This window comes from Mucilaginibacter sp. GW821-FHT07H05, assembly GCF_059418485.1.
This window is the reverse complement of record NZ_JBWKPY010000009.1, coordinates 347,790-374,321: the sequence shown is the minus strand read 5'-3', so window position 1 is coordinate 374,321 and position 26,532 is coordinate 347,790. Positions and strand designations below refer to the sequence as shown.

The following is a 26,532-nucleotide window of genomic DNA, read 5'->3' as shown; positions in this document are numbered from 1 at the left end:
GATGTTGTAATCCCAGCATCAAGTACAAGATTTGTGCTGCCCGCTCCGATTCTGAAATTACTATTTTGAGCAGAGCCGGAGGTGCTCGGTACATATTCGGAACCTTCCGCATGCAGAAGCGCAGAAGGGCTTGTGGTGCCGACGCCTACATTGCCAACTTTATCAATGGTCATTCTCGGATAAACTGACGTACCATCTGCTGTTGCAAAAGTGAGTCGGGCTGAAGCGTTTGTAGTGGCATTCCCTTGTAATGAACAACCTATATAAGCCATACCCTGAAATCCAGAAGAGCTTTTCGACATCCAACTAATTGTTCCTGCACTACTGTTATCCATTGTAGCTCCGGTACTTAAAACGACGTGAGCCTGGCTATTCATCGTTGTATTGGAATTAGAAATTTCTATTACTTTATTATTACCACCATGAAAATAAGACCACGGGGTGCTGGTGCCAACACCAACATTCCCATCATTATAATAAATCGGACCTGGTGGTGCGCCAGTCCATTGTGCTTTTGAAATAAAAGGAACTATAAAGAGAGCAGCAATAGCTGCCAGATAGATTTTTTTCATGTGTGATAAGATTATGTTATTATAGTTTTTTACGGATTTTCTTCGCGAAAGGTTTCAGTATGCCTATCTAAGCAAACAAGCAAGAATAGGCGCTAACTTATCCTAATTAAAAACTGAATACTTAAACCTGGTTGAAGGATATCTGAAGAGTGATTTCATTGTGATGGAATAAGGTAAGGTTATACTTATATGTTTTTGTGCCCTAAATTAAATTAGTTTTTAATATTTTCAATATCCACAGAAATTTATTTTTTCACTCATCGTTTCCATGCTAATAAAGGCAATGTACTTGTATGTTTTTCCATTACGAATATCGCTATCATAGTTCAAAATGATGGTGACACAAGCGAGTCAGTAGTTAACAATAGATAAGTATCCCGCTCACCGTCCTACGCGAATAGAGCCTGTCGTCCCTCAAAAGGAGCGCGACAGCGCGATTGAGGGAATCCTTCACAAAGACTTGGCGCTGGTTTTGATTTCAGGCCGGTGTGATGACATTTCAAAACCCGTGATCAAGGATGAAGCGACAGGCGAGGCGTAGGTGAGCAAAATTGTAATGAGCGCTTTGCTTAATATAATGAACGTTGCGAGTTGCACCTGGTTGCTAAACCAAGTGAGACGAAGCATTAGTGAGTGTATTGAAAGCAAGAGAAAGCGAGTATGGAGCAACGTCATTCGCTAAAGTCAAAGTGGGTGCCGGATTGTGACAACGGAGCAGTTACCTTTTAATGTGTCAGTATGACCTTTTAAAAGGTAACATCATCTGGCGGCTGCTTTGCAGCGTTTCAGTTGCGGGATGCCATTATTCCTGTGTGGTAGCCTATGAGGTTGGACTGGCATAAGCGTAGCTAAACATTGCTCTCTTAAGCAACTCCGAGGGTAAGGTTAGTGTAGCTTATGGTATTTGAATGATGGTTATTAAATCGCCTTCTCGATGAGCTTCAAAGTAATTGAGCACAAGGTTAGACGCTTCACATACTTCTTTTATTGCAGAACGATCTGCTTGGCTTGTATTCCATCCAAAGACCATTTCTTTATAACATTCAGATGTTAGTCCTCATACATTAATCTTTTAGCAGATTGTGGTACGTTAACATTACTACTACGTTTTATTGAAGTACTGTCATTCTTAGCAATCGGATAGATACCCGCTTCTAAAGCCTTATGTACTTCAAACCTTAACTTATTTAAAAGGCGATACTTTTCTTCTAAAGTTTCAGCACGGTTAGGATTAATTTGTTGAGCGATTGTTTTGGCATGGTAGAGCCTTTGCGGCTTATTATTAAAAGTAAAAGAGATAAAGGAACGATGGGTTAATTAATTCTTTGTGACAATTGTGGGCTCGGTAAAATTTGTCGGCGTATCTGACATTTTGGTGCACTTTTGGTGCACTTATATCTTCAAATCGTAAAAAACAGCTTAAAAACGCATGTACAGTCGGTAGAGCAAAGGACTGAAAATCCTTGTGTCGCTGGTTCGATCCCAGCTGATACCACAACAAGTCAAAAAGCCTTTAGTCGAGAGATTAGAGGCTTTTTTGCGCTTAAAGCGCTTTTGAAGCTATAAGTGCAGGTTTTGAATAAATGTTGTGCCGTTTATTAACCACTACCTTTACAAACCTACTTATCTTAACAAAGCCCCATACAGCCCATAACCAAGGCTGCGGGCTGTATGGTACTACGTTAATAAGCGCGCACCGCGCGCATCAGCTGGAGCAGCAATCAATGCAATAGGTTTTCAGCAAGGCCTGAGTGGCTTTAAAGATTACAGTAATGGGGCAGATACATGGGATGGTCTCGATTTGATAAATTCAAATTGGTCAAATCCGCATCGTGGCTATATTTGGAATAGCGAATCAAAAGATATGGTAAAAAACTATCAGACTTTAAATGGTGGTGGTGTAAATGTCAGTAAATGGACTTATAAAGCTAAAAACTATCAAATCTCGGCTACTAAAATTATAGGTAAAACTCTTTTTGAAAAACTCAATACTGGTAGATATGCAAAAAAACAAAGTGATGATAGATTTTCAGACAAATAATATTATGAAACAAATTAGTGTGTGTTTTTTATTTCTAATGATATTTCCGGTATTTAACAATTATGCTCAAAATAGATTTCAAGTAAATAAAAATAATTTAGACGAGGAGAAAATCTTTAAAAGATGGGTGAGTGATACTCTGATTAAAATTAAAAAAGATAAGTTTTTCTTAATCAGTCAGCTACCTAAAAACCACATAAACTTATCTAAAGATTCGTTGGGTTTAGAACTTAAACATGATTACAGAGTTCAAATTGATTTAAAAAAATCAAAATTTAAATATGTCAATTCAGTCATTGATTTATTAAAAGATTATAATGAGGCTCCGCCTAAAGGCTCTACATTAAAATTTGTAGTTTCTACTTATTATTACCCTTCAACTATAGGAAAAAAATACGACTTTGTGTTTGAATTGAAAAATCTTGTTTTAATAACCCCTCACTCTGATATAACTTATAACTACATACGTGGTCAACTATCTGGTAGTTCGGAAAAAATAACCCGAGGTATTGAAAAAGGTAAAGAATTTAAATATGAATTTAATGGATATCATCGTCATTTTAAGAAAATATTAGTAGAAAACTAAAATTTGCTAGGCCGGCTCTCCGTAGCCTGCTGTCCGAAAGTCTGTGACTTCGGACAACTATGTAGCCATAATACCGAGCCCAACCTAACCAGTTGGGCTTTTAGTTATAAGGGCTGACAGACATTTTGTTTTTTATCACTTCTGTTTTAACAGGATTTCAAGTTTATTATTTAATTCATCAATTTGTTTTTGCTGGGCAATGTTCGCAGTATGTTCCTGGGTTAACTGTTTATCTTTTTCAATGAGATACAAGGTCAATTCCTCCACCTTTTTCAACAATTTCATATTCATATCACCCAGGTCAAGGCCATTCTTTGCCATTTCCGCAGCCGAAGGAATTTCGGACAGGTGTTGATTTTTATCTATGAAGCCTTTTACTTCGGTTAGTGTGGGTAGCTTATAAGTCGGGTGAAATACATAATCGGGGCCGGGTACGCTCAAATCAACTTTTACCTCCTGGCTGTGGATGGTGCCTTTTACGGTTAGTAATTGGTCGGGGATTGATGTTCCGATACCCACTTTTCCATTCGCATTTATTTGCATTGCAAGTGTACCGTTTGCCGCACCTGGAAAAGTATTACTGTTGTTGACAATAAATCGTAGGTAGCCCCCTGCGTTTGTGTTGCCCGCCACAATGTCGTTTTGGGAGTCGTTACCTAATTGAAGCACACCCACGGCGGTGCTCAACGAGCCGAAATATGACGAATAATTGGTGCCCCCATAAACAGAAGGCGACACTTGAAGCGCTGGTGCAGAGGAATACAAGTTCAAAAGCGATCCAGGCGTTGTGGTGCCAATGCCCACCTTGCCGGTGCTTGAAATGCGCATGCGTTCAGTTGTAGTGCTGCCACTTACCCGGGTAGCAAATGATAGGTATCCGGAATAATCGTCGTTAGTCGAGTTTTCTTTTCCACCGCGTATGCCCGCCCAATCGCTCATTGCGCCGGTTGCTGTTCTCCAGCCACCAAAAGTCATATACCCTCCCGTATTTTGGGCCTGTGGCGTAGGGTCCAGTAGTCGAAACGAGCCTACATTCGCATCAATGGGTGCGCCTTGAACATCAAGTTTTCCCCACGGAACTGTGGCGCCGATGCCGACGTTGCCCGAATTGCTGTTATAAATATTGGTGCCCGAAGTAGTCCATTGCGCTTTTGAAACAAACGGAAGTGCCGAAAGAATGGCAATAACTGCCAGTAGTGTTTTTTTCATGATGTGATAAGATTTATATTATAGTTTTTTTACGTTTTTTTTCAGGAAAGGTTCCCATGTTTCAGCGAATGCTTAAAGAAAAAAGGGATTAATAAGCCAGGACTTACGAATAAAAAACGGAAATTTTGAAATTTGAAAGACGATGCTGATATCGTGATTTTCATTTTGTGATGGAGTAGGTAAGGTTGACACTAATATATTATGTCCCTAAGATAAATGTTGTTATTAATATTTTCGATGGTCATAGAAAATATTAATTCACTCACTCCCATTACAAATAAAAGTCATTGTACATTGTTGATAACAGCAGTCCTTTTTTATACATTTATCTACCCAAAACCCTTTACTGACTTTTTTTAATTTATCATAACCAACAACAATCCGGCAACCTATATGCTCAAATAATAAATAAATGCCAACACCCCCATTCAAATTAACCATCCATATGGTCTCCAGTCTCGACGGCTATATTGCCAAAAAAGACAATAGCATCTCGTGGTTTGAAACATCCGACAATTACGAGAACGGGGTTAATGTTACCGAACAGGATGTAGAGGAGTTTCTTAAAAAGATAGACTGCTACATGATGGGTTCCCGGACTTATGAACTCGCGCTGGAACTTTCAAAATTGTACGGGTGGCCTTACGGAGATGTGCCAACCATTGTATTAACACACAGAAAACTGCCGGTTGACAGGCCGAATATTGAAACTTATTCGGGCGACTTGAACAAATTGGTAAATGAAAGGCTAAAACTAAAATACAAGAATGTTTGGCTGGTAGGTGGTGCTGCACTCACTAAAGATTTCATTCGTTTAAACTTGGCAGACGAAATAAGACAGTCCATCCTGCCTGTCATTTTAGGTAACGGAACACCTTTTTTTGATCAGATAGGGCAAGAAAAGGCATTGCACCTAAAAAACGTAACAGCTTACAAAAGCGGCATGGTAGAATTATGTTACGAAATAAAGAAATAACAGCATGTATCTTTCTTCCCGGTAATCAATTTCACTTCTGTCCACTACTGGTTTTGATGCAATAATGCTTCTACAACGTTTCCTAATTTTTGGCCAACACGGCGGTAACCTGCTGTAGTTCCATTGGGGCTGTTCCACGGTGTTTCTACGCAAAAGGCGATAGTTTGCGGATTGGTATGTTCAAGTACCCATGGTACACTCACCTGGTGAAAAAGTTCGGGATGTTTAACCGGCGGTCTGGCCGCTATTTGCTTAATCTCGCCAAACTCTTTGATCATCAGTTCCACAAACCGTTTTTTACGCGGCTCGGCTTCAGGCTTCATATATTCGGTATCGATAACGTACAATGTTTGCAGCTGATTGCCTGACCCGGGGTTATGAAGGTCGAGAAAGATATTCATCCTTCCTTCATTGGCTATCGCAAGCAATCTCTTTTGCGACGCCGCAACTTCGGGCCAGTGCGCCGAGGCTGTCCAATCCAGGTTATGATCTTGCGGCAGGGCATGCTTGCCTCCGTCACCGCTGCTCACGTGATCAACATCCATAATGGGCACAAAAACAACTTCGGTATTTTGCCTCAGCCATTTGGCCCGCTCATCATTACTAAGCAGCCACTCTACAAAACCAACGCCAACCCATGATCCGCCTGCTTCCCAGGCGTGCTGACGGGCATCCACCCATATTACCGGCCGCTGTTTCAGGCTTTTGTTCTCTTCCATGATCTGTAATGCCGGGACTGATCTGCCTTCCTTCGATGTGCAGAGTACAAAAGCTTTAGCGCAGCTATTGGATCTTTCCATCCGGGTTACAAATTCAACGGCATCCTTTTGAGTGAAAGGAGGCCCCCACGCCAGCCACACGGTAGTTGATTTAGTTTTTATACTGTAGGTTGCCTTGTTCTCTGATAAACTCCCTTCTGCTGTTTGTGCCCATGTTTGACCATTGGTGGAACAAGCGGCCCTTAACGGTAAGGTCCATCCGGGCGGAAGTTTTCCGCCCAGGCCACCACCATCAACGTAAACCGCCGCATCACTGGCTACAACTTCAACCAATAGGGTTTTACTGGTATCTATATGGTCGATACGCAAATACCACCAGTTAGGCATCCCCCGTTTGGGATTGCCGGCAGGGGTAATGCTAACAAATTGTTTGCTTTTATCAATGGAAAGTATCCGGGCCGATCCACTCTCGAAATTACTGCTAACTGTTAGGCTCGTATCCCTTACCAGCCTTGCATTCCTGGCCATTACAGATAAGCTAAATGCACAGTAAACGATAACGCCGGTTATTAATCGTAACTTTATTTTTTTCATGCTTTAAAATAAGCTGATCGCGAAAAACGCTGCTTACCTGCTTATGTTTATGAGCATAAATTTATAAGCATTTCAATCATATTAGTTGACCAATAATAGCAGATCACTAAGCGCTATTGCCAATAACAGTTAAATTGCTCAGGGACCGAGATGTCTTTAAAGTATAAAACAACCGGTATGCTAACAAGCAAAAACCAAAGCCTTTGTGCCGACGGAAGGTTTACTTTACCGGTACAGTATCCTTCAGCGCCTTATGATATTGGTCCAGGCTTTTATCAAGCGGCTGGCCTTTTGTATGAATAGCATCACAGAAGGCGCTGCAGGCCTTTGGGTTTTTACTATCCTTACATTTCATCATACAGTCTGACAAAGTGTTGCGGGGTTTAATATCATATACAGTTGTAATTAGCAGCACCAAAACAGCAACAGCGGCGGCTACACCGGCAAAGAACATTACCGGGAACTTATTACTAAACACCCCGGGCTTTGGCGCATCATCCGGAATTGCAGCCTGATAAAAAGGAAAAATGAATTTTAATTTATCATAATCCCAGCAAAGCAGATACAGGTTAGCCATTACCATTAAAGGGGAAGAAAGAAGTGAGCCATCAAAACGCACCGCTAACGATAAAATGCAAATATTTAATATGATGGGGAAATAAAGGAGTGCTCCAAGGGTTGCCGTACGGGGTATCAGCAGCAGGATAGCTGCTGCCACTTGCACAACGCCAATAAATGGGTAGTAATAGCCCGTGTGATGCAGGGCTTCTAAATAATGCCCCATTGGGTGATTAGCGGACAATGAGGTGAACCGCTCGCCCATAATTTTCACCAAACCGGCAGGTAAAAAACCGGCGGCCAAAGCAATACGATTAAAAACAGCAAAATACCGAAGCCATCTGTTGCTTTTTGCTTTAAAATGTAACTGATCAAGTTTGGAAGAAATGCTCATAAATATAAAAGTACTTTGAGATACAAAGTTAACATTATTTATATTTCTGCAAATAGTTTATTTGGCGCGCTTAGCTTGTAGTTATTAGAAGTAAGTAATTGCTTAAAAACATTAACAGAACAGCCCCAAACCATCCCCCTTATAGGGTGATTTTCGCCTATTTGTCAAATTTAAAAAACTTAAATATTTGCTATTCAAAGCAATCAATCGCTATATTTAGGAAAACTAAACTCACATCTATTTTGAACAGAAAAGATTTCCTTTATCTTACCGGCATGGGCATAGGTGCCGGTATGTTAAGCCAGGTACCCGTGCTGGGCTCGGCAGCGCCAATAGGCTCGCACGCGGATGTTATTGACGTTGCGCTGAAAAAACGGATGGCCGATGTGGCGCTTAACGCCGCCCGTAGCAAAGGTGCCACTTATACCGATGTGCGCATAGGCCGCTACCTTAACCAATACGTGGTTACCCGCGAGGATAAGGTGCAAAACATTGTAAACACGCAATCGTATGGGATGGGGATCCGGGTATTAGCTAACGGCTGCTGGGGTTTTTCGGCAACCGATAAGCTGGATAACGACAGCATTGCCAAAGCAGCGGCATTAGCAGTAGCTATTGCTAAAGAGAACGCCCGCATACAAAGCGAACCGGTACAACTGGCCCCGCAAAAGGGCTACGGCGAGGTAAGCTGGAAAACACCGATCCAAAAAAACGCTTTTGATGTACCGATCAAAGAAAAAACTGACCTGCTGCTTGGCGTAAATGCCGAAGCCATGAAAAACGGGGCAAACTATGTAAGCTCCATCCTGTTTTTGGTGAACGAACAAAAATATTTCGCATCTACTGATGGTTCATATATCGATCAGGATATCCACCGCATCTGGCCTACTTTCACAGCTACAAAAGTTGATGCTAAAACCGGCAAGTTTGAAAGCCGTAACGCTTTAAGTTCGCCGCGTGGTATGGGTTACGAATACCTGATCCCTAACGAAAGTGATAAAATTAAAGGTGGCCCCGCTATACTTTACCGCGACCGCTTTGATATGCTGGAAGATGCCCGTATGGGTGCCAAACAGCTGACCGAAAAAATGGCGGCCAAATCTGTAGAGCCGGGTAAGTACGACCTGATCCTTGACCCAAGCCACCTTTGGTTAACCATCCACGAATCAGTAGGTCACCCGACAGAACTTGACCGTGTATTAGGTTACGAAGCGAACTATGCCGGTACAAGCTTCCTGACGCTGGATAAATGGCAATCAAAGAACTTTAAGTTTGGCAGTCCGCAGGTAAATATTGTGGCCGATAAACTACAGCCCGGATCATTAGGCGCTGTTGGTTACGACGACGAAGGCGTAGGCACCAAACAATGGGATATCATAAAAGATGGCATATTGGTAAACTACCAAACCATCCGCGACCAGGCGCACATCATCGGCCTGAAAGAATCTCAGGGATGCTGCTATGCCGATAACTGGAGCGACGTACAATTTCAGCGCATGCCAAATATCTCATTACAGCCGGGCAAAACACCGCTTGCCCCTGCCGATATGATCAAGAATGTAGAAAAAGGCATTTACATTGTAGGTGACAGCTCGTTCTCTATCGATCAGCAACGGTATAACTTCCAGTTTAGCGGGCAATTGTATTATGAGATTAAACAAGGCAAAATTGTGGGCATGCTGAATGATGTTGCTTACCAGGCTAATACGCAGGAGTTTTGGAACTCGTGCGTGGCTGTGGCCGATAAAAGGGATTACCGCCTGGGCGGGTCGTTCTTTGATGGCAAAGGCCAGCCGGGGCAGGTAAGCGCCGTATCGCACGGGTCGTCAACCGCGCATTTTAAAGGAGTTAACGTAATTAACACAGCAAGAAAAATTTAACATGGCCAGCAGTATATTAACAGAAAACGAAGCCAAGGCTTTAATGAAAAAAGCGCTGAGCTATTCAAAAGCCGATGAATGCCAGATAGGCCTTAACGGAGGCGACACGGGCAATATCCGCTATGCGCGCAACTCGGTATCAACCAGCGGCAATGTAAGCCAAACCAGTATGTCCATATCGTCTGCCTATGGCAAAAAGTTAGGCATAACTACCATTAACGAGTTTGATGATGCCTCGCTTGAAAAAGCCATGCGCTTATCTGAAGAACTGGCACACCTGGCCCCCGAAAACCCGGAGTATATGCCTTTTCCGCAACCGGCAACATTTCCAAACAACCCTAATACATTTGTACAGGCTACTGCAGATATGACGCCTCAGCAACGTACCGACCTGGTGGCGCAAAGCTTGAAAATAGCTAAGGAGAATAAGCTTACTGCCGCCGGTTTTTTACAAAGCAGTGCCGGTTTTAACGCCACAATGAACTCTCACGGTTTTTTTGGTTATTATAAATATAGCGATATCAACTTCTCGGCTACTTTAAAAACCGATGATGGCAAAGGGTCGGGTTATGTAACGCGCGATTACGAAGACCTTGCCGATATGGATACGCTGAAATTTACCAAAATAGCGGCACAAAAAGCAACCGGATCAAACGGTGCACGAGCTTTGGAGCCCGGCAAATACACCGTAATACTGGAACCTGCTGCCGGCATTGTATTGTTAGAGAATCTTTGGGGCGGCCTCGATCAGCGCAGCGCCGATGAGGGCCGGAGTTTTTTAAGTAAAAAAGGCGGCGGCACCAAAGCCGGCGAAAAAATGCTGGACGAACGCGTAACCATCTATTCGGACCCGATGCATCCTAAATTACCGGCAGGTACCTGGGGTGGCGACGGTCGTGTATATATTAAGCGTACCCTGATAGATAAGGGCGTGATACAGGCTTTACCTAACTCGCGCTATTGGGCCGAGAAAACCAAATCACCATCTATTAACTATCCTGCCAATATTATTATGGAAGGCGGCACCCAAACTTTGGAAGAGTTAATAAAAAGCACGGAGAAAGGCATATTGGTTACCCGCTTATGGTATATCCGCGAGGTTGACCCGCAAACATTGCTATATACCGGCCTTACCCGCGACGGTACTTTTTATATTGAGAACGGACAAATTAAGTTCCCGATCAAAAACTTCCGTTTTAACGAAAGCCCGGTAATTATGCTGAACAACCTGGATGCTTTAGGTATCCCGGAGCGTACAGTAAGTGCCGAAAGCAACCAAAGCGCGCTGATCCCGCCCATGCGCATCAGGGACTTTACGTTTTCATCGTTATCGGATGCCGTATAGTTGCCTGCGGGAAATCGAGATTAAAGAACACATTCAATAAAAGAAACGCCATGCCCAAACAGGGATGGCGTTTTTTAGCTTAATGCTATCCAAACAGGCGCATGGTCGCTGCTTTTTTCCCATCCCCTCACCTGCTTATCAACCCCGGCTGCTTTTAAGCGGCCGTCCAGTTGCGGGCTCAGTAAAAAATGATCGATACGCAGCCCGGCATTACGGCCATAAGCGTTACGGAAATAATCCCAGAAGGTATAAATAGTCTCGGTAGGATACAACTTTCGGATGGCGTCAGTCCAGCCCTGTGCCACCAACTGATGAAAAGCCGCACGGGTTTCCGGTCTGAACAATGCGTCGTCTCCCCAGCGTTCGGGCTTATAAACATCCTGTTCGGTAGGCATTACGTTGTAATCGCCGCATAATACCACAGGGATGTTATAGGTTAATAGTTGGGCGGCATGGGCGGCGAGGCGGTCAAACCATTGCAGCTTGTAATCAAACTTAGGGCCCGGCGCGGGATTACCGTTGGGCAGATAAAGGCAACCGATAATTACATCGTTAACTATGGCCTCAATATAGCGGCTGTGCAGGTCTTCCGGATCACCGGGAAGGCCCCGGCGCGATTCTTTAATATCATATCCCTTTGCCAGGATAGCGACCCCGTTCCAGCTTTTTTGCCCATGCCAGATGGCCTTATAACCCGCATCCAGTATGGCTTGTTCGGGAAATTTTTCCTGAGGGGCTTTTAATTCCTGCAGGCATACTACATCGGGCGCTGTTTCCTGCAGCCAGCGCAACAGAACAGGCAGCCGGCCGTTAACACCGTTAACATTATAGGTGGCTATTTTCATTTGGTATAGTTTAATATATAAATAATAAGGTCGCACTTAAACCATCGTCACTTATAAATATCAAAGTTAACGTTACAAAATCATATACGTTTGCATCAATTGCACTAAAAAAATTACAAGCTTAAAGCTGCAATTTTATACTTGTTTGTGTACTTTTAGCAGCATTAACACAAATAATAATTAATTTATAACTCTAAATAAAACTCGAAACGACTATGAAAAAATTCATTTATCCTGTTGCCGCATTAGCATTATTAACCGCTTCTGCATTTACAGTAATTAAATCACAGGACTGGAAAATTGCCGACACTTATGCCGTGAAATTTACCAGTGGCGATACAGCAGGCGAATTTAAAGGCCTGAAAGGCACGATCAGCTTTGATCCGAAAGATCTTAAATCTTCAAAATTTTCAACCAGCATTGATGTAGCTACCGTTAATACAGGTAACGGCATGAAAAACACCCACGCTAAAAGCGCTACCTGGTTTGATGCTGAAAAATATCCTACTATCAGCTTCACATCATCAGCTATTACTAAAACCGCTACAGGTTACGAAGCTGCCGGTACATTAAGCATGCATGGTGTTGATAAACCAATTGTTATTCCATTTACTTTTGATGGCAGTACCTTCAAAGGTGAGTTTGAAGTAGCCCGTGTTGATTACGGCGTTAATGCAGCCCAACCTGAGCGTGGTGGCTCGAAATTTAAAGTTGAACTGAACGTGCCTGTTACCAAATAAGGAATGTTTAAAAAGGTATTTTTCCATGGCGTAGCAGCGGCAGTACTGGCTGCAATAGCGGCGGTTATTTATAACCGCATCTACTTTTTTGCTACCGAAGCCGATTTTTCAAAGATCATTAATTACGGCAGTATTACAGGCGCAAGCTTTGCAGTATGCATGGTAGCTACGTTTTTATACTTTGGCTTAGTAAGCTGGCTTAAACAAAAAGGCGAGATCATATTTAACTTTTTGTTTTCGATAGCGTCTTTTGCCTGTGTAATGATCCCGATATCTGCATCCCTGCCATTAAATATCCAGATGCCCGAGCTTTTCCCCGGACTGGCTGTGCCGATGGTATTTTTCCCGACGCTGGCCTGGTATACGGTTAAACCGTTATTTGCGGTTAAGGGATAATCTGGAAACAAATAACAACAAAGCCCCGATGCTAAAGCATTGGGGCTTTGTTGTTTGTGTACTAAACCAAAATGTCATTTCGATAGAGCAAGGGTGGGTTTGTGCGATGGAGCGAAAGAGAAATCTTATACGCGCAGACAGTCCTCTCGTAGAAGATTTCTCTCTACGTTCGAAATGACAATGGGGTAAAGTATGCTTAATCCACCAAATTAAAACTCTTTTGCAGCCTGATATCGTTTGATGCGCTGCCAATAAACAGGTTAAATTTTCCGGGCTGTGTGATCCATTGTAACTGATCGTTGTAAAAGGAGAGCTTTTCTTTATTGATCACAAAACTCACGGTTTTGCTTTCATTAGGTTGCAGCATCAGTTTTTTAAAGGCTTTTAATTCCTTTACAGGCCGCACAGGCTGGGCTACCACATCCTGCAAATACATTTGGGCCACTTCTTCGCCCGCGTATTGACCTGTGTTTTTGATGGTGAAGCTTACCGTCAGTTCGTCCTGTTTACGCAGCGAGTCTTTAGATAATTTCAAATCGCTGTATTCAAATTTGGTATAGCTTAAACCGTAACCGAAGGCATACTGCGGTCGTTTGGTCAGATCCAGATAGCCAGAAGTATAGCTGGATTTACCTTCTTCTTTAGCCGGGCGGCCGGTATTTAAGTAATTGTAATAGATAGGTATTTGTCCAACGCTTTGCGGGAAAGTCATGGGCAGTTTACCTGCCGGGTTGTATTTGCCATACAGCACATCGGCAATGGCGTTACCGGCCTGGTTACCCAGCCACCAGGTATACACAATGGCCGGCACATGGTCTGATGTCCAGTTAAACACCAGCGGACGGCCTGCCATAATCAGTACAATTACCGGTTTTCCTGTTGCTTGGATAGCCTTGATCAGATCTTCCTGTACGCCGGGTAAATGAATATCCGAACGGCTTTTAGCTTCGCCGCTCATGTTGGCAGCTTCGCCAACGGCCATAATTACGATATCGGCATTTTTTGCGGCCTGTATGGCATCATCAAAATGAGCTTTAGAGGTATCCGCTATTTCGCAGCCTTTGGCATAGGTTAAATTAGCGCCTGCGGCCTGCATTCCCTCAAACAGGGAAACAGAATGGTCTGCCCCTTTCCAATCAACCGACCAAAAGCCTTTCATATCCGTTTCCGATTTGGCCAGCGGGCCAATCAGTGCGATGGTTTTAGTGTTTTTAGCCAGCGGCAATAGCTGGCCCTGATTTTTTAACAACACGATGCTTTTACGGGCCACATCACGTTCGGCATCTATAAACTCCTGTTTATTTAAAGTGGCCTTTTCGCGTTCGGCATTACTGAATTTGTAAGGATCATCAAATAAGCCCAATTCAAACTTTTTACGGAGCACGCGCCTAACTGCTTCATTCACGGTAGCAATCTTCACCTTGCCATCCTTTACCAGTTTAGCCAGGTTTTTGGTATAGCTGCGGCTTTCCATATCCATATCATTACCGGCGTTAATGGCCTGCATACCGGCCTCGTAATTATCTTTAGCATATCCGTGGGCCACCATTTCGCCTATCGATCCCCAATCACTTACCACAAAGCCATTAAAACCCCATTTATCTTTTAAAATATCGCGCTGCAAATACTTACTGGCCGATGCCGGGGTGCCGTTCAAATCATTAAACGAATTCATAAAGGTGGCCGCCCCCGCATCTGCCGCGGCTTTAAACGGCGGCAAGTAGAACTCCCACAGGGTACGCGGACTCATATCCACGCTGTTATAGTCGCGACCGCCAATAGCGGCACCATAGGCCGCAAAATGCTTCACACAGGCCATCACCGCGTCGGTGTTACCCAAACCTTTACCCTGGAAACCTTTTACCCGCGCCCCGGCTATTAACGACCCTAAATAAGGATCCTCGCCTGCACCTTCCATTACGCGGCCCCAGCGTGGGTCGCGGGCCAGATCAACCATTGGGGCAAACGTCCAGTGGATGCCTGATGCCGCTGCTTCGGTGCCGGCAATGCGTGCTGCCTTTTCAATCGCGTCCAGATCCCAGCTGGCGGCTTCGGCCAATGGAATGGGGAAGGTAACCCGGTAACCATGGATCACATCCAATCCAAATAACAGCGGTATTTTTAAGCGCGATTGCATAGCGGCTTCCTGCCAGGTGCGGGTGTAGGATACCCCGCGGATATTCAGCAGCGAACCTATTTTCCCATCCTTCACATCCTGAAATTTATTGCCGCCGTTGGTGGCCGGGCCGGTAACATCGCCATCGGCGCTGTACTGGTTTAACTGGCCAACTTTTTCGTCGATGGTCATTTTGGCCATCAAAGCTGTAATTTTATTTTCGATGGCCGGGTTTAGCCCCTTGGTTTTGCTTTGCGAAAACACAAACGAATAACATCCTGACAAAAGAAAAACGACAACAAAATACTTAATTGTTAAAGGCTTAGTAGAGAAACTCATTTCGATAAGTGTATTTTATACATTATGGTGCAGCTACAAATATTAAAATAATACCACATCATTTGTATACACAATTACTGATTATATCATAATTTTTATTCAAGTAAGCTTTATGCGCTTTGCTGATGTAGAAGAGATGTAGTAAAGAAATAAATATAAAAGCATGAACCTGCCCGGTTAATAAACCCTACCTTACACAAATGGCAAATTTGCACCCAGTGATGCGCCTGATGATTGGAAAAAACTTTTGATACCTTAATTGATAGTTACCTGGATACACAGGTAGGTATTGCCGAAAACTTTTTAAGCATTGCCCTTGCTGGCCGCCTGAAAGATAACCTTGACGTACTGTTTAAGGAAAAACTATTACGCGCCGCAGGTACAGGTAACGAGGTGCTGGTGACACACAACAAGCTGGTGCGCAGCGACAGCATTTACTGGCTCGACCGCCTGCACGACAACCCACATGAAAATGATTTTTTTGATTTGATAGATAGGTTTGTAGCCTATTTAAACCGTACCTGCTACGCGGGGATCACAGGTTATGAGTTTCATTATACGCTATATGAGAAGGGCGACTTTTACAAAAAGCATATCGATCAGTTTCAAAACAATGGCAGCAGGGCTTACTCCATGATCATGTATTTAAATGCCGACTGGCTGCCGGAAGATGGCGGCGAACTGTGCATCCATCACGCAGAACATTTACAGTATATAGCGCCCGTGAATGGTAAAAGCGTCTTCTTTAAAAGCAGCGAGCTGGAACATGAAGTACTGGTTACCGGTAAACCACGGATGAGTATTACCGGCTGGTTAAAGGTGTAGGTTTAAAACAATAGATGTCATGGTGAGCCTGTCGAACCATGGTGGGAAGGCCTGCGCACGCCCCCTTCGACAAGCTCAGGATGACACCCTATCCTATTAATTACCCGTGCTTCTTTTTCATATTCATTTTAGCCTTGGTGCCCGAGCTGTAGTTATAGGTTTTTGAGTTACTGGCTTTCTTTTCGTGGAAAGCCGCACCTGGCTCATCGCCTTTGGGCGCTGCGGGTTTTTCTTCAGCTTTGATCTTCTTTTCCTGGGCAACAACCAGGTCATCAGGTAATTCGGCAACGGGGATCTTTTGGCCGCTGGCTTGTTCTATCTTCTTCACTAAGCCTAACTCCAGATCTGTAGCAAAAGTGATAGACAGCGTTTCATCTTCCGTTTGGGACGGATTGCTGATCATCCGGTTTAAAAAAGTCTCCTTTTCGGCCGGCAAATCAAAGTGCAGCAGGAAAGGCAGGCCTGTGGTATCTACCTCGTCCTCGTTTTCATTCGCCACAATTAACACCCGCGACAGCTCATCCGCCCGGAAATCGTTAACCGATTCAAAACCATTCCAGCTATGTACCCAGGGGTTATACAGGGCTACGGTATTTTTGGCCGATAGTTGCAAGTCCTTATAGATCTTTTCGGCGGTTTGGCGGGTGTTTACAAATACTACGGTTTTAGTAAACAGCTCATCATCCTGCATAAACAGGTTCAGCAGGTTTAGTTTGGTGCCAAAATTGGGCACATGGTATAACACCTGCGGGTGCAGCTCCATTACGGCCTCTCCTATCTCTTCAACCTCAACAACAGCAGGTTCGCTCCCCATAAAAGGGTCTATCATTTTATAAAGCTTATCGTGCAAAACCTCGGTAAACACCAGGCGCTGGGCTTTGGTAATACTGTTGGCCAGTTCTACCACGGGCAGTTGTAAACCCTGTTTCACAATCGCATCCGCGTCATCTACAATAAATACCTCAATTTTATTGAGGTTAAGGGCCAGTTTCAGATAAATGGCGCGGGCCCTGTCGGGGGTGGCTACTACAATATCGGCGCCATCGGCCAGCGCATCCATCTGGGCTTCCATGCCGGGCATAGCGTAAAGGCCAACTATACTGATAGATCTGTTCCTGTTCAATAAATCAAAGCGTTCAATCACGGCCTCCACAGCTTCCTGGTTAGGTACCAGGATCAATACCTGCGGCACACCATCCGGCGCGTAGCTAAAGCGGTTTAAAACCGATAATACATAGGTCGTTGTTTTACCGCAACCCTCGGGGCCAACGGCTATTACATTTTGCCCGCCGGTAATCCTCGGCATTGTTTTCAGCTGTATTTCTTTAGGCGCTGTATAACCAGCATCGGCAACCGAGCGTTGCAATTGTTTATTCAGCTTTATTTTATTTAACCACGTCATTTGCTGCAAAGGTAAGGTTTTTAAAATTAGGCTTGCCCAAAGCTTATATCCAGCAAAGCTTATACATTTAAACGCATCCTGTTAAAACGGTAAGGGGGTTAACACGACTTAACATAATTCGATGTCAGTACGTTATAACAATCTAATAATCAAAACATTAACAACTTTTAGGGGTTAACATTAAAACTAAAATTTTAGTTCAATACGCGTTGGCTTTTTATATAAGTTTCCAGCATGCTATCTTTTGAGTAATTAATTTGTCACATTAACAAAAAACGATAACATTTACCGTAATTCACGTTATGCTTGAAGGATATTAGTCCTTATACGATATACATAATGAGTTTAGCAGGATCCAGGAAAAAAGAAGGAAAATATATTAATCCCATACCTACCAGCGATGGCGGCTTCGGCAAATTGCTGCCCATATTAGTTGAGTACGCTACTAACAAAGCCGAAAACAGCCCTAAAAAAGCATTAGGCCCTTTTAAAACAGACCTGTCTGCTTACCATACGCCGCCGGCAAGCGGTTTAAGGATCACCTGGGTGGGCCATTCCAGCTTATTGATAGAGATTGATGGTAAACGCATCCTCACCGACCCGGTTTGGAGCGAACGGGTATCTTTTTCGCAAAGCATCGGGCCGAAACGCTTTTTTGAACCGCCCTTAGCGCTGGGTGACCTGCCGCCGCTGGATGCCATCATTATATCGCACGACCATTACGACCATCTGGATAAAGCAACTATCCAATTTTTTGCCGGCACCGAGGTTCCTTTTTATTGTTCGATAGGTGTTGGGCAGCATTTAAAAAAATTTGGTATCATTAATAATTTTATCCACGAAATGGATTGGGGCGACAGCATTATGATCGGTCACGATTGCGTGCTGACGGCTACCCCCGCGCGCCATTTTTCGGGCCGGGGCATACTCAACCGCAATACCACGCTGTGGTCATCGTTTGTCATCAAAGGGCATACGCATAATATCTTCTTCGGGGCCGATTCGGGCTGGTTTGAAGGCTTTCACGATATTGGCGATGCCTTTGGTCCGTTTGATTTAACCATGCTGGAAATTGGCGCTTACGGGCAACACTGGCCGCAAATACACATGGGGCCCGATCATGCCACAAATGCCCATCTGGCTTTAAAAGGGAAGGTAATGATGCCGATCCATTGGGGTACATTTAACCTGGCGCCCCATGCCTGGTTTGAACCTGTAGAACGTTTGATAAATTATGCCGAAGAGAAAAAGATCACGCTGTTTTTGCCCACACCCGGCACACCTACCGAGGTGGACAGCAAAGGGGTTAATTCGGGATGGTGGAAGCCGTTTTTGAGTTAAAACTATTAAAGGGGATGTCAGTCTGAGCTTGTAGAAGACTGCGTGCGTAGGCCTGCCCACCATGCTTCGACAGGCTCAGCATGACAGGCCAATGCATTTAGTTGTAGCTATGCCCTGCTAATGAGTGATCCTTCGCTACCGCTCCAGAATGACAATAATTACTTTTTTAAACAATCCGCGCAGCGACAGATCACCCAATGATTGATCAATAATATCCAGTGATTACAAAACATCTTTCAGCGTTTATGTAATGAGTAAACATTCCCCATGGTTTAAAGTTTGTATATTGTGTATAAAATCAACCACCCATGGGACGCATTGTAATAGTTGCCTATAAACCCAAACCCGGCAAGGCCGGTGCCTTGAAAAAATTAACCGAAACGCACGTTAGCCGCCTGCGCAAAGAGGGATTAGTAACCCACCGCCACCCCACCCTGCTGGAAACCGCCGACGGCAGCATTATAGAAATGTTTGAATGGCTATCGCCTGAAGCCATACAGCAAGCCCACCGCAACACAGAGGTACATAAAATGTGGGCCGAGTTTGCCGAGGTGTGCGATTACGTGCCGCTAAGCGAATTACCCGAAACCAAAGGTTTGTTTGCAGAGTTTACGCCGTTGAATTAATTGCACCAAATTGTCATTTTCGACCAATGGGAACTTTTTTCTTGAGCGAGTTACACCTGGGTAAGATGGGCGAAAAATCTTATGTGTGAACGAGCTTGTCGTCTCTTTTTTACAATCATATTTGCATTTCTCATATATAACTAATAATTTAGTTATATGAAAACCCAGATTAACAACATCAGTTTAAATTTCAAGTGTGAAGCAGACTGGAATAGCATGAAAAATGTTGATGGCGCAAAGTTTTGCAATGCCTGCAATAAAAAAGTCTACGATTTTACCGATGCTAAACAACAGGAGTTTTTACAAATACTGGCCGAAAACAGCTATAACATTTGCGGCAGGTTTAGCGCGGCACAAATGGCTCCCATCCGTGTGCCTGTTTGGCAAAAATGGGTATCGGCCGCCTTGGTTTTAATTGGAATAAATGTTTTTAACAGCACTGCCAATGCGCAAACTGGTGAGCCCAAAGTTGCAAATAAAACCATTGTAGCGCCAGATAATATGACTGTAGGCGTTTACTCCATCGAAAGCATGGCCGAATTTCCGGGAGGTACAAATGCCCTGACCAATTTTATAACAAAAAACATTCGATACCCAAAAGGCGCTATAGATGGAAAGGTATTTGCACAGTTTACCGTTACTAAGAATGGCTCATTAACCAATTTTAAAATAGTGCGTGGCATAAATCCAATTAATGACCAGGAAGTACTCCGTATGCTGAAATTACTCCCGAAATGGAAGCCGGCCATTAATAATGGTAAAGCCATTGACGTTCTATACACTATCCCGGTGAGCTTTCAACATCGATAATATGTCTACATAAAATGCATATTCTCGCTCTTCAGTCGTTTTTGCATTTCCTGCTTATAGTTGCGGCCAACGGGGAGCTCGTGCCCGTTTATTTCTACACTGTATGAGTAAAAGGAATTGATCCGCGAAAGCGCTACGATGAAGGAACGATGGATGCGTACAAACTTGTTTTCGGGCAGCATTTCTTCCAGCAAGCTGATCTTTTGCTTGCTGATGCAGGCATTATCAGTGGTGATCACTTTTACATAATCGCGCAGGCTTTCTATCCATAAAATATCGTTTACATTTATTTTGATGGTTTTTCGCTCTACTTTTAAGTACAGGAATGCTTCTGTATCGCCTACCGGCTTTTCGTGCCCGATAACAGCCGTTGCCTTATGCTCGTTTAACTGGTAAATTTTATCAATGGCCCGCAAAAAGCGATCGAAGGAGATCGGTTTCAGCAGGTAATCAACCGCGTTCAGTTCAAAGCCATCCAAAGCGTATTCGCTGTAAGCAGTAGTGAAGATCACTTTGGGTGGGTTCTTCAGGCTTTTTAGCAGATCGGTACCGTTCATCCCCGGCATTTTAATATCCAGGAACATCAGATCAACCTGCTTTTGCTGCAACAGCTGGAACGCCTGTATAGCATTGCTGCACCTACCCACCAATTCCATATTACTAAAGTTAGCCAGGTAGTTTTCTATTACTTCAATAGCATGGGGTTCATCATCAACTATCAGTACACGTAGTTTCATGCGGTTACCAATGGTGTTACGGTTTGTGATTGTGTTTGCAGCTTTAGTTCCAGGATGGCCAAAAAGGCATCCTCATCGTCCATAATTTTCAGTTTATGCGACGCCGGATAAAGCAGATTGAGCCTTTTCTGCAAATTCGCTAAACCAATATGGCCGAAGTGCTTTCCGGCATCGCTGGCCATATCCGGTTTGCTATTCGATATCTTCAGGCGCAAATCGTCATCTTCTACATAAAGGTTAATGTTTATCCAGGCCTGCCCTATCTTTTCGCTTGTGCCGTGTTTAAACGCGTTTTCAACTAAGGGCAGCATCAGCAGCGGCGCTATCATTTTATGGTCGGGATCGCCGTAAATATTAAAGGTAAGGTCGAGCCTCTCTTCATACCGCAATTTCTCCAGGCTGATAAACTGTTGCAGCATCAGTATCTCTTTACTCAACGGTACGTTATCGGTATTGCACTCATAAAGCATGTATCTTAACAGGTCCGACAAACCCAGCACCACCTGCGGCGATTTTGGCGAATTATTAAGCGTAAGCGCATACAAATTATTCAGCGTATTGAACAAAAAATGTGGATGCACCTGTCCTTTCAGCGCGTTCAGTTCGGCTTGCAGGGCGGCCTGCTTGCGCTCGTACCATAATTTAAACAGCTTTATTACCACGGCAAACCATACCACCAGGTTAACCGCTTTAAGCGCATTGGTAAAGTATAGCGGACTGCTTAACTTTTGCCAAAAGGATAATTTACTAATTGCTATATAATCCCAATCTATATCCCGCACGTTTTTGATAATGTACGGAACCACTATCCATATATCAATTAACCGGCTAATAACGGTAGTAACAAAAATAAGCGCTATTAAATACAAGGCGAATTTCAGGTACCGGGCAGTTAACAGGTAAACGGGGATCAGCCAGTAAGCAATGGCATAAAAATAGGCCATGTGTATGGGCACATAAAACAGGTTGTTTCGCGCCGCTATCAGGTAGGTACTTTTAATGGCATATATAACGGTAAAAAAAGCGAACACCACTATCCAGAAAGCAGCATGTAATGCTAAACGCCTCACTTTAATTCCCTGAAATTGCAAAGTGCTATTCATATAGCTAAGCTACAAATATCAACATCAAATAGCGGCATCTGCAGGCCGCTTATCGACTAACAGCGGGCTTTTGCAGACCAACTGCACAAAATCTCTATATCCACCCGGTTTTTAAATGACGAATGCAACCTGTAAACCCATTGATGCGATTGGTATGCTGATGCTTACAGGCTGCCTGCTATGCTATTTAATACGTGCGGGGCGCTATAGTTTAGCCCTTATATTAAATATCACAATGTATGAAAAAGATAATCGTAACCCTCGCAATTCTCATTATAGCTGCTGTGAGCAGCTTCGCGCAAAATAAACCGTCAACTACCGGTAGCTGGGTGATAGAAAGTAATGTAAAGCAGCCCAAAGTGCAAACTGTTAAGTTTTACAATAACGACAACCAGTTGCTTTACAGCGAAACGGTTAACAAACGTTTAAATATCAATCGTAAAAAAATAAGGCAAAACCTGGATAAGGTACTGGATTCGCTAATCAGCAAGAACGATTACGCGCAAAACCAGGCTATACTGGCGGCCATATTTAAACTAAAGAAATAAGCTTTGGATATGTGATTCTCTGTGCCGCTTTGCATATACCACAATGGTTGAAAGGGGTTTTAGTTGTTGTGAAGAATGCAGGGGGTGCAGAGAATTATAGAGGGTATATTTAATTAAACAAGTTTAAAACTTGTCCGGTAGCATTAGCAATACTAAACCGGTTCTATCCAGTTCCCGTCTTCGCGGATGATATTGATCAGTTCGTCTAAAGCGTTATCCGAGCCTACATTCTTTTTCACCACTTCCTTACTGCGATAAAGGGTAACCTTACCCGGGCCCGAACCTACATAACCGTAATCGGCATCGGCCATTTCGCCGGGGCCGTTAACGATGCAGCCCATAATCCCAATTTTAAGGCCTTTGAGGTGACTGGTGCGGCTGCGGATCATCTGGGTAGTCTCCATCAGATCGAACAAGGTGCGCCCGCAGCTGGGGCACGAGATATATTCGGTTTTAGAAATGCGCGACCTGGTCGCCTGTAAAATGCCAAAAGCGGTAGATGTAATAGCCGCAGTAGCCACCTCCGGCGCGTCGATCCAAATACCATCGCCAAAACCATCAACTAAAAGGGCACCAAGATCGGTAGCGGAAAAAAGTTGCAATTGAGTCTGAAGTCTTGAGTCTAAAGTCTCAAGTTGATCTTCAGACTTCAGACTATTGACTAAAGACTTATAACTCCGTTTCACTATCACCGGCACATCCAAGCCCATTTCTTCCAGTTTAAAGAAGAACGCGCGCTGATCGGCCATGCCGTGGGCTTCAGTAGTTTCCAGCACAAATACCAGTGACTTATCCAGTTGCAGCAAGCCGAAATCATCGGTATCCAAATCGGCATGGGTAATGCGCACCAGGTTTAGCGGAGACGAGCGGTCGGCACCGGTACTGATATAATCTTTCAGCGTAAATAAGGGATGGCAAAGCGTTTTATTCGCCAGTTTTTGCCAGGTGCTGTAATTGTATAATTGCTTCAGGTTACCCGGCATAGTGAATGATGGCAGTTCATCGGCCAGGTAAACAAAATCAACCGATTGCTCGCCCATGTTATACTTATCCAATATTGGGGAGTACAAATACCCTGCAGCATTCAGAATAGCGGGATCCTTCAGGTTTAATTTTGAGATATCCACTACTACCCTCGGCACCATGTGGCCGCCTATAAAGGCATTAGCTTCGTAGGTATCGCGCTTTTTGTATTCGTAGGGATTGTGAGTAAAGTCTGGAGTCTGAAGTTCTAAGTCTGAAGTAGTCTTTTGACTTACGACTTTTGACTTACGACTTGTATATCGCTCCACCAGCGCAATAGCCACGGGTGCTTCGGCTTCGGGTTCTTCGGTCAGGGATACACGCACGGTATCGCCCAGGCCATCTTCTAATAAGGTACCAATACCTACGGCCGATTTAATACGGCCGTCTTCACCGTCGCCGGCTTCGGTAACGCCCAGGTGCAGCGGGTAGTTCATACCCTCGGCTACCATGGTTTGCACCAGTAAACGATAGGCCTGCACCATTACCTGCGGGTTGCTGCTCTTCATACTTACCACCAACTGGTAGTAATTCATAGCCTCGCACATGCGGATAAACTCCATGGCCGATTCTACCATGCCCTGCGGGGTATCGCCATAACGGCTCATGATCCTGTCGGACAGTGACCCGTGGTTAGTACCAATACGCATAGCCGTACCATATTCTTTACAGATCTTCACCAGGGGCGAAAATTTGGCGTAGATGCGGTCCAGTTCGGCCTGGTATTGCAAATCGGTATAATCTATCTGGTCAAACTTCTTTTTATCGGCGTAGTTACCTGGGTTAACTCGCACTTTTTCCACTATCCTTGCGGCTACTTCGGCAGCATTGGGGGTAAAGTGAATATCGGCCACTAAAGGGGCGGTATAGCCGCGGGCACGCAGTTGTTTTTTGATCTCGGCTAAGTTTTGGGCTTCTTTAATGCTGGGAGCAGTAATGCGCACATACTCGCAGCCGGCCTCAATCATGCGGATGCTTTGCTCAACCGTACCGATGGTATCCATGGTATCGGTAGTGGTCATGCTTTGGATGCGGATGGGGTTATTGCCGCCCAGGGGCACATCGCCAATGGCCACCTCGCGGGTAACAAAACGCGAATATTCGGTCAGCGAATTACAATATTTACCCGGCAATAATTTGATAGCATCAGCATTCATGTGTGTGAGATAGCTTTATGAAGGGCAAATTTACGAATAATGATTAAAGTAATGGCGCTGTCAATTGTAAACATATTATCTTTGGTTAAAGCCTGATTTATCATGAAAAATATATTTTACCTGTTTTTATTTTCCACAATACTTTTATCCTGTCAAAGCAATGAAACAAAGGTTAAAAAGGTAGAGGGCCAATCTGAACAGCTGATCAAAAAATTCAAACCAATTATCCAGGGTGTTTGGGTTAAAAAAGATTACATTGAAAAGATTATCCGCACCAAATCACCTTTAGATGCCGCCGATTTGGCAAAAGATATGACTACTATGTATATCAACACCGACCTGATACAGGGAGATTCTTTATTGGTTAAAGCCGGTTGGGGTAATCACGACGGTAGTGAAATGTTTTTAAAATTCCATAAAGGGAAGCGGCCATCAACCATTATTTTAGGTGATAGTGACCTCGGGTACAGCAAAATAGGCAAAGACACTGTTTTAACATTTTATTACACCGAAAAGGGCACCACTACTAAAACAAAATACATTAGAGCTATGCTCAAACAGCCTGATGACAACTTAGGCTATGGCACCGATTACCTTGTCAATCAAGGCTTAGTTGCCGGAAAATATACCTGGGCAGATAATATGGTATTGCATGATGTTACATTTACATCTGATGGCAAGGTAATAGGCTTCAATGGGCATTTGAGTTATCACATCAATATCGATTTAAATAGTGATGTAATGGACAATTTAGATGACATAAGTTTTGACAGGGGCGCAAATAGCAGTTACACTTTCAAAATAAAAGGTGATACTTTAAATTTATACGACACACATCCCAACGCCGATTCTACAGAATTGGTTGTTGGTAATCTTAAATATCAATTAGTCAGAAAGAGATAATAATTAAATTTACTCCCCTGTGTCTAACAAAAACTTATCCAGTTTTTGCTTATTCATATCAAAGGTAAGCAGGTTACGCACCTCGTAATAACGCTGCACATCGGCCACGTTTTTATACGCTATAAAGGCCCAGGCTAATTTATCATCATCAAAGGTAAATTGTTTCAATAGCTCGCTCAGTTGCGCCACGGTGATCAACCGGTTGTTTATAGCCAGGCTAAATATCTTTTTCTTTCCGTCGGCAAAGGGTTCTTTGCGTATAGCTGCTTGTAAATCGGCAAACTCTTCGCGTCCAAATAACCTGCCTATGCGTTGCCGGGGTTGGTCCATGTCTGTAGCACTCCGCAAAAACTGGTCAAACTTATTTTGACTGCTTATAAAAGTAAGATCATTGCGTATGCGGTAAAAGTATTGCACATCGGCTACATAGGGGTAAGTCAGTATAATCCAGCTTAACTTGTCATCATCAAAAACAAACTGCTTCAGCAAATCCTGCACTTGCGCGGTTGTTATATAGTCCCGCTGCATGGCGGCCTTAAAAGCTATCTTTTTATCATCAGCAAAAGGGGTGTTTTTAACGGTTTGTTGTACCCTTGCAAACTCCTCTCGGTTTAATACATGTACCCTATGCCCATAAACAAACTGATCGGTGCTTTTTTTAAGATCCTGGGCTTGTGCAGCTACCACGGTAGTCAATACCAGCAATAGTATAATTAATTTTTTCATAACAGATAAAGGTTGAAATGC

24 protein-coding genes and 1 tRNA gene are annotated in these 26,532 nt (G+C 43.7%); 14 read left to right on the top strand and 11 right to left on the bottom strand.

All coding sequences use genetic code 11. The features are described 5' to 3' along the window. On the bottom strand, positions 1–572 hold a 572-nt coding region (locus tag AC07M6_RS23575), incomplete at its 3' end, for a hypothetical protein (protein WP_494893769.1). Between the two features lie 1,431 nt (positions 573–2,003). Here AC07M6_RS23575 and AC07M6_RS23570 point away from each other — a divergent pair. The 3 genes from AC07M6_RS23570 to AC07M6_RS23560 all read left to right on the top strand — a co-directional run bounded on the left by AC07M6_RS23570 (position 2,004) and on the right by AC07M6_RS23560 (position 3,199). Beyond that, positions 2,004–2,067, top strand: a tRNA-Phe gene (locus AC07M6_RS23570). Between the two features lie 369 nt (positions 2,068–2,436). After that, on the top strand, positions 2,437–2,613 hold the full coding sequence (locus AC07M6_RS23565; RefSeq protein ID WP_494893767.1) for a hypothetical protein: 177 nt from the start codon (positions 2,437–2,439) through the stop codon (positions 2,611–2,613). Beyond that, entirely contained in the window at positions 2,573–3,199 is a 627-nt protein-coding gene (locus AC07M6_RS23560; RefSeq protein WP_494893765.1) for a hypothetical protein, read from the top strand. Before AC07M6_RS23565 ends, AC07M6_RS23560 begins: the two co-directional genes overlap by 41 nt. 135 nt (positions 3,200–3,334) lie before the next feature. Here AC07M6_RS23560 and AC07M6_RS23555 read toward each other — a convergent pair whose 3' ends face one another. Next, positions 3,335–4,408: a hypothetical protein gene (locus AC07M6_RS23555; protein WP_494893763.1), complete on the bottom strand. Its 1,074-nt coding sequence runs from the start codon at positions 4,406–4,408 to the stop codon at positions 3,335–3,337. Positions 4,409–4,820: 412 nt separating this feature from the next. Between AC07M6_RS23555 and AC07M6_RS23550 the strand changes: the two genes are divergently transcribed. Beyond that, positions 4,821–5,384: a dihydrofolate reductase family protein gene (locus AC07M6_RS23550; protein ID WP_494893761.1), complete on the top strand. Its 564-nt coding sequence runs from the start codon at positions 4,821–4,823 to the stop codon at positions 5,382–5,384. A gap of 44 nt (positions 5,385–5,428) precedes the next feature. Here AC07M6_RS23550 and AC07M6_RS23545 read toward each other — a convergent pair whose 3' ends face one another. Together AC07M6_RS23545 and AC07M6_RS23540 are read right to left on the bottom strand one after the other, a co-directional pair. Continuing rightward, the gene (locus tag AC07M6_RS23545; protein WP_494893759.1) at positions 5,429–6,697 is read right to left on the bottom strand and encodes a M14-type cytosolic carboxypeptidase; all 1,269 of its coding nucleotides are present in this window, start codon (positions 6,695–6,697) and stop codon (positions 5,429–5,431) included. Between the two features lie 220 nt (positions 6,698–6,917). Next, a complete protein-coding gene (locus tag AC07M6_RS23540) occupies positions 6,918–7,649 on the bottom strand; it encodes a DoxX family protein (RefSeq protein WP_494893757.1) in 732 nt (243 codons plus the stop codon). Between the two features lie 242 nt (positions 7,650–7,891). Between AC07M6_RS23540 and AC07M6_RS23535 the strand changes: the two genes are divergently transcribed. Both AC07M6_RS23535 and AC07M6_RS23530 read left to right on the top strand, forming a co-directional pair. Beyond that, a complete protein-coding gene (locus AC07M6_RS23535; protein WP_494893755.1) occupies positions 7,892–9,529 on the top strand; it encodes a TldD/PmbA family protein in 1,638 nt (545 codons plus the stop codon). Between the two features lies 1 nt (position 9,530). Next, a complete protein-coding gene (locus AC07M6_RS23530; protein WP_494893753.1) occupies positions 9,531–10,874 on the top strand; it encodes a TldD/PmbA family protein in 1,344 nt (447 codons plus the stop codon). A 74-nt stretch (positions 10,875–10,948) separates the two neighbouring features. Here the strand turns inward: AC07M6_RS23530 and xth are convergent, their stop codons facing one another. Beyond that, positions 10,949–11,719, bottom strand: coding sequence for an exodeoxyribonuclease III (gene xth, locus AC07M6_RS23525; protein ID WP_494893751.1), 771 nt, complete (start codon positions 11,717–11,719; stop codon positions 10,949–10,951). A 215-nt stretch (positions 11,720–11,934) separates the two neighbouring features. On the opposite strand from xth, the gene AC07M6_RS23520 reads away from it, so the two are divergent. Next, on the top strand, positions 11,935–12,459 hold the full coding sequence (locus AC07M6_RS23520; RefSeq protein ID WP_494893749.1) for a YceI family protein: 525 nt from the start codon (positions 11,935–11,937) through the stop codon (positions 12,457–12,459). A gap of 3 nt (positions 12,460–12,462) precedes the next feature. After that, the gene (locus tag AC07M6_RS23515) at positions 12,463–12,855 is read left to right on the top strand and encodes a hypothetical protein (protein ID WP_494893747.1); all 393 of its coding nucleotides are present in this window, start codon (positions 12,463–12,465) and stop codon (positions 12,853–12,855) included. A 196-nt stretch (positions 12,856–13,051) separates the two neighbouring features. Here the strand turns inward: AC07M6_RS23515 and AC07M6_RS23510 are convergent, their stop codons facing one another. Further along, positions 13,052–15,310 (bottom strand): glycoside hydrolase family 3 N-terminal domain-containing protein, encoded by a 2,259-nt coding sequence (locus AC07M6_RS23510; RefSeq protein WP_494893745.1) that lies wholly within the window; start codon positions 15,308–15,310, stop codon positions 13,052–13,054. Positions 15,311–15,544: 234 nt separating this feature from the next. Here AC07M6_RS23510 and AC07M6_RS23505 point away from each other — a divergent pair, with 234 nt between their 5' ends. Then, entirely contained in the window at positions 15,545–16,135 is a 591-nt protein-coding gene (locus AC07M6_RS23505; RefSeq protein ID WP_494893743.1) for a 2OG-Fe(II) oxygenase, read from the top strand. 100 nt (positions 16,136–16,235) lie between these two features. Here the strand turns inward: AC07M6_RS23505 and AC07M6_RS23500 are convergent, their stop codons facing one another. Further along, entirely contained in the window at positions 16,236–17,537 is a 1,302-nt protein-coding gene (locus AC07M6_RS23500) for a DEAD/DEAH box helicase (RefSeq protein ID WP_494893742.1), read from the bottom strand. A gap of 339 nt (positions 17,538–17,876) precedes the next feature. On the opposite strand from AC07M6_RS23500, the gene AC07M6_RS23495 reads away from it, so the two are divergent. The 3 genes from AC07M6_RS23495 (at position 17,877) to AC07M6_RS23485 (ending at position 20,314) form a co-directional block, all read left to right on the top strand. Further along, on the top strand, positions 17,877–18,878 hold the full coding sequence (locus tag AC07M6_RS23495; RefSeq protein ID WP_494893741.1) for an MBL fold metallo-hydrolase: 1,002 nt from the start codon (positions 17,877–17,879) through the stop codon (positions 18,876–18,878). Positions 18,879–19,186: 308 nt separating this feature from the next. Further along, entirely contained in the window at positions 19,187–19,504 is a 318-nt protein-coding gene (locus AC07M6_RS23490; protein WP_494893739.1) for a hypothetical protein, read from the top strand. A gap of 156 nt (positions 19,505–19,660) precedes the next feature. Next, positions 19,661–20,314, top strand: coding sequence for an energy transducer TonB (locus AC07M6_RS23485; protein ID WP_494893737.1), 654 nt, complete (start codon positions 19,661–19,663; stop codon positions 20,312–20,314). Positions 20,315–20,319: 5 nt separating this feature from the next. On the opposite strand, the gene AC07M6_RS23480 is transcribed toward AC07M6_RS23485, so the two are convergent. Together AC07M6_RS23480 and AC07M6_RS23475 are read right to left on the bottom strand one after the other, a co-directional pair. Next, on the bottom strand, positions 20,320–21,051 hold the full coding sequence (locus AC07M6_RS23480) for a LytR/AlgR family response regulator transcription factor (protein ID WP_494893735.1): 732 nt from the start codon (positions 21,049–21,051) through the stop codon (positions 20,320–20,322). Further along, complete coding sequence (locus tag AC07M6_RS23475) at positions 21,048–22,154, bottom strand: sensor histidine kinase (RefSeq protein ID WP_494893733.1); 1,107 nt, start codon at positions 22,152–22,154, stop codon at positions 21,048–21,050. Before AC07M6_RS23475 ends, AC07M6_RS23480 begins: the two co-directional genes overlap by 4 nt. Positions 22,155–22,393: 239 nt before the next feature. On the opposite strand from AC07M6_RS23475, the gene AC07M6_RS23470 reads away from it, so the two are divergent. Beyond that, positions 22,394–22,702 carry a hypothetical protein gene (locus tag AC07M6_RS23470; protein WP_494893731.1) on the top strand — a complete coding sequence of 103 codons (309 nt, stop codon included), beginning with the start codon at positions 22,394–22,396 and terminating at the stop codon, positions 22,700–22,702. Between the two features lie 152 nt (positions 22,703–22,854). Here AC07M6_RS23470 and ispG read toward each other — a convergent pair whose 3' ends face one another. Next, positions 22,855–24,882, bottom strand: a complete 2,028-nt coding sequence (gene ispG / locus AC07M6_RS23465; RefSeq protein WP_494893729.1) for a (E)-4-hydroxy-3-methylbut-2-enyl-diphosphate synthase — start codon at positions 24,880–24,882, stop codon at positions 22,855–22,857. A 102-nt stretch (positions 24,883–24,984) separates the two neighbouring features. Between ispG and AC07M6_RS23460 the strand changes: the two genes are divergently transcribed. Continuing rightward, complete coding sequence (locus AC07M6_RS23460; protein ID WP_494893727.1) at positions 24,985–25,785, top strand: hypothetical protein; 801 nt, start codon at positions 24,985–24,987, stop codon at positions 25,783–25,785. Between the two features lie 9 nt (positions 25,786–25,794). On the opposite strand, the gene AC07M6_RS23455 is transcribed toward AC07M6_RS23460, so the two are convergent. Next, positions 25,795–26,511 carry a proline and serine-rich protein 1 family protein gene (locus AC07M6_RS23455; protein WP_494893725.1) on the bottom strand — a complete coding sequence of 239 codons (717 nt, stop codon included), beginning with the start codon at positions 26,509–26,511 and terminating at the stop codon, positions 25,795–25,797. Between the last annotated feature and the right edge of the window lie 21 nt (positions 26,512–26,532).

Coding starts and splice junctions, on each gene's coding strand:
- AC07M6_RS23565 (WP_494893767.1), top strand. CDS start 2,437: ATGGTAAAAAACTATCAGACTTTAAATGGTGGTGGTGTAAATGTCAGT.
- AC07M6_RS23560 (WP_494893765.1), top strand. CDS start 2,573: ATGCAAAAAAACAAAGTGATGATAGATTTTCAGACAAATAATATTATG.
- AC07M6_RS23555 (WP_494893763.1), bottom strand. CDS start 4,408: ATGAAAAAAACACTACTGGCAGTTATTGCCATTCTTTCGGCACTTCCG.
- AC07M6_RS23550 (WP_494893761.1), top strand. CDS start 4,821: ATGCCAACACCCCCATTCAAATTAACCATCCATATGGTCTCCAGTCTC.
- AC07M6_RS23545 (WP_494893759.1), bottom strand. CDS start 6,697: ATGAAAAAAATAAAGTTACGATTAATAACCGGCGTTATCGTTTACTGT.
- AC07M6_RS23540 (WP_494893757.1), bottom strand. CDS start 7,649: ATGAGCATTTCTTCCAAACTTGATCAGTTACATTTTAAAGCAAAAAGC.
- AC07M6_RS23530 (WP_494893753.1), top strand. CDS start 9,531: ATGGCCAGCAGTATATTAACAGAAAACGAAGCCAAGGCTTTAATGAAA.
- xth (WP_494893751.1), bottom strand. CDS start 11,719: ATGAAAATAGCCACCTATAATGTTAACGGTGTTAACGGCCGGCTGCCT.
- AC07M6_RS23520 (WP_494893749.1), top strand. CDS start 11,935: ATGAAAAAATTCATTTATCCTGTTGCCGCATTAGCATTATTAACCGCT.
- AC07M6_RS23515 (WP_494893747.1), top strand. CDS start 12,463: ATGTTTAAAAAGGTATTTTTCCATGGCGTAGCAGCGGCAGTACTGGCT.
- AC07M6_RS23510 (WP_494893745.1), bottom strand. CDS start 15,310: ATGAGTTTCTCTACTAAGCCTTTAACAATTAAGTATTTTGTTGTCGTT.
- AC07M6_RS23500 (WP_494893742.1), bottom strand. CDS start 17,537: ATGACGTGGTTAAATAAAATAAAGCTGAATAAACAATTGCAACGCTCG.
- AC07M6_RS23495 (WP_494893741.1), top strand. CDS start 17,877: ATGAGTTTAGCAGGATCCAGGAAAAAAGAAGGAAAATATATTAATCCC.
- AC07M6_RS23490 (WP_494893739.1), top strand. CDS start 19,187: ATGGGACGCATTGTAATAGTTGCCTATAAACCCAAACCCGGCAAGGCC.
- AC07M6_RS23485 (WP_494893737.1), top strand. CDS start 19,661: ATGAAAACCCAGATTAACAACATCAGTTTAAATTTCAAGTGTGAAGCA.
- AC07M6_RS23480 (WP_494893735.1), bottom strand. CDS start 21,051: ATGAAACTACGTGTACTGATAGTTGATGATGAACCCCATGCTATTGAA.
- AC07M6_RS23475 (WP_494893733.1), bottom strand. CDS start 22,154: ATGAATAGCACTTTGCAATTTCAGGGAATTAAAGTGAGGCGTTTAGCA.
- AC07M6_RS23470 (WP_494893731.1), top strand. CDS start 22,394: ATGAAAAAGATAATCGTAACCCTCGCAATTCTCATTATAGCTGCTGTG.
- ispG (WP_494893729.1), bottom strand. CDS start 24,882: ATGAATGCTGATGCTATCAAATTATTGCCGGGTAAATATTGTAATTCG.
- AC07M6_RS23460 (WP_494893727.1), top strand. CDS start 24,985: ATGAAAAATATATTTTACCTGTTTTTATTTTCCACAATACTTTTATCC.
- AC07M6_RS23455 (WP_494893725.1), bottom strand. CDS start 26,511: ATGAAAAAATTAATTATACTATTGCTGGTATTGACTACCGTGGTAGCT.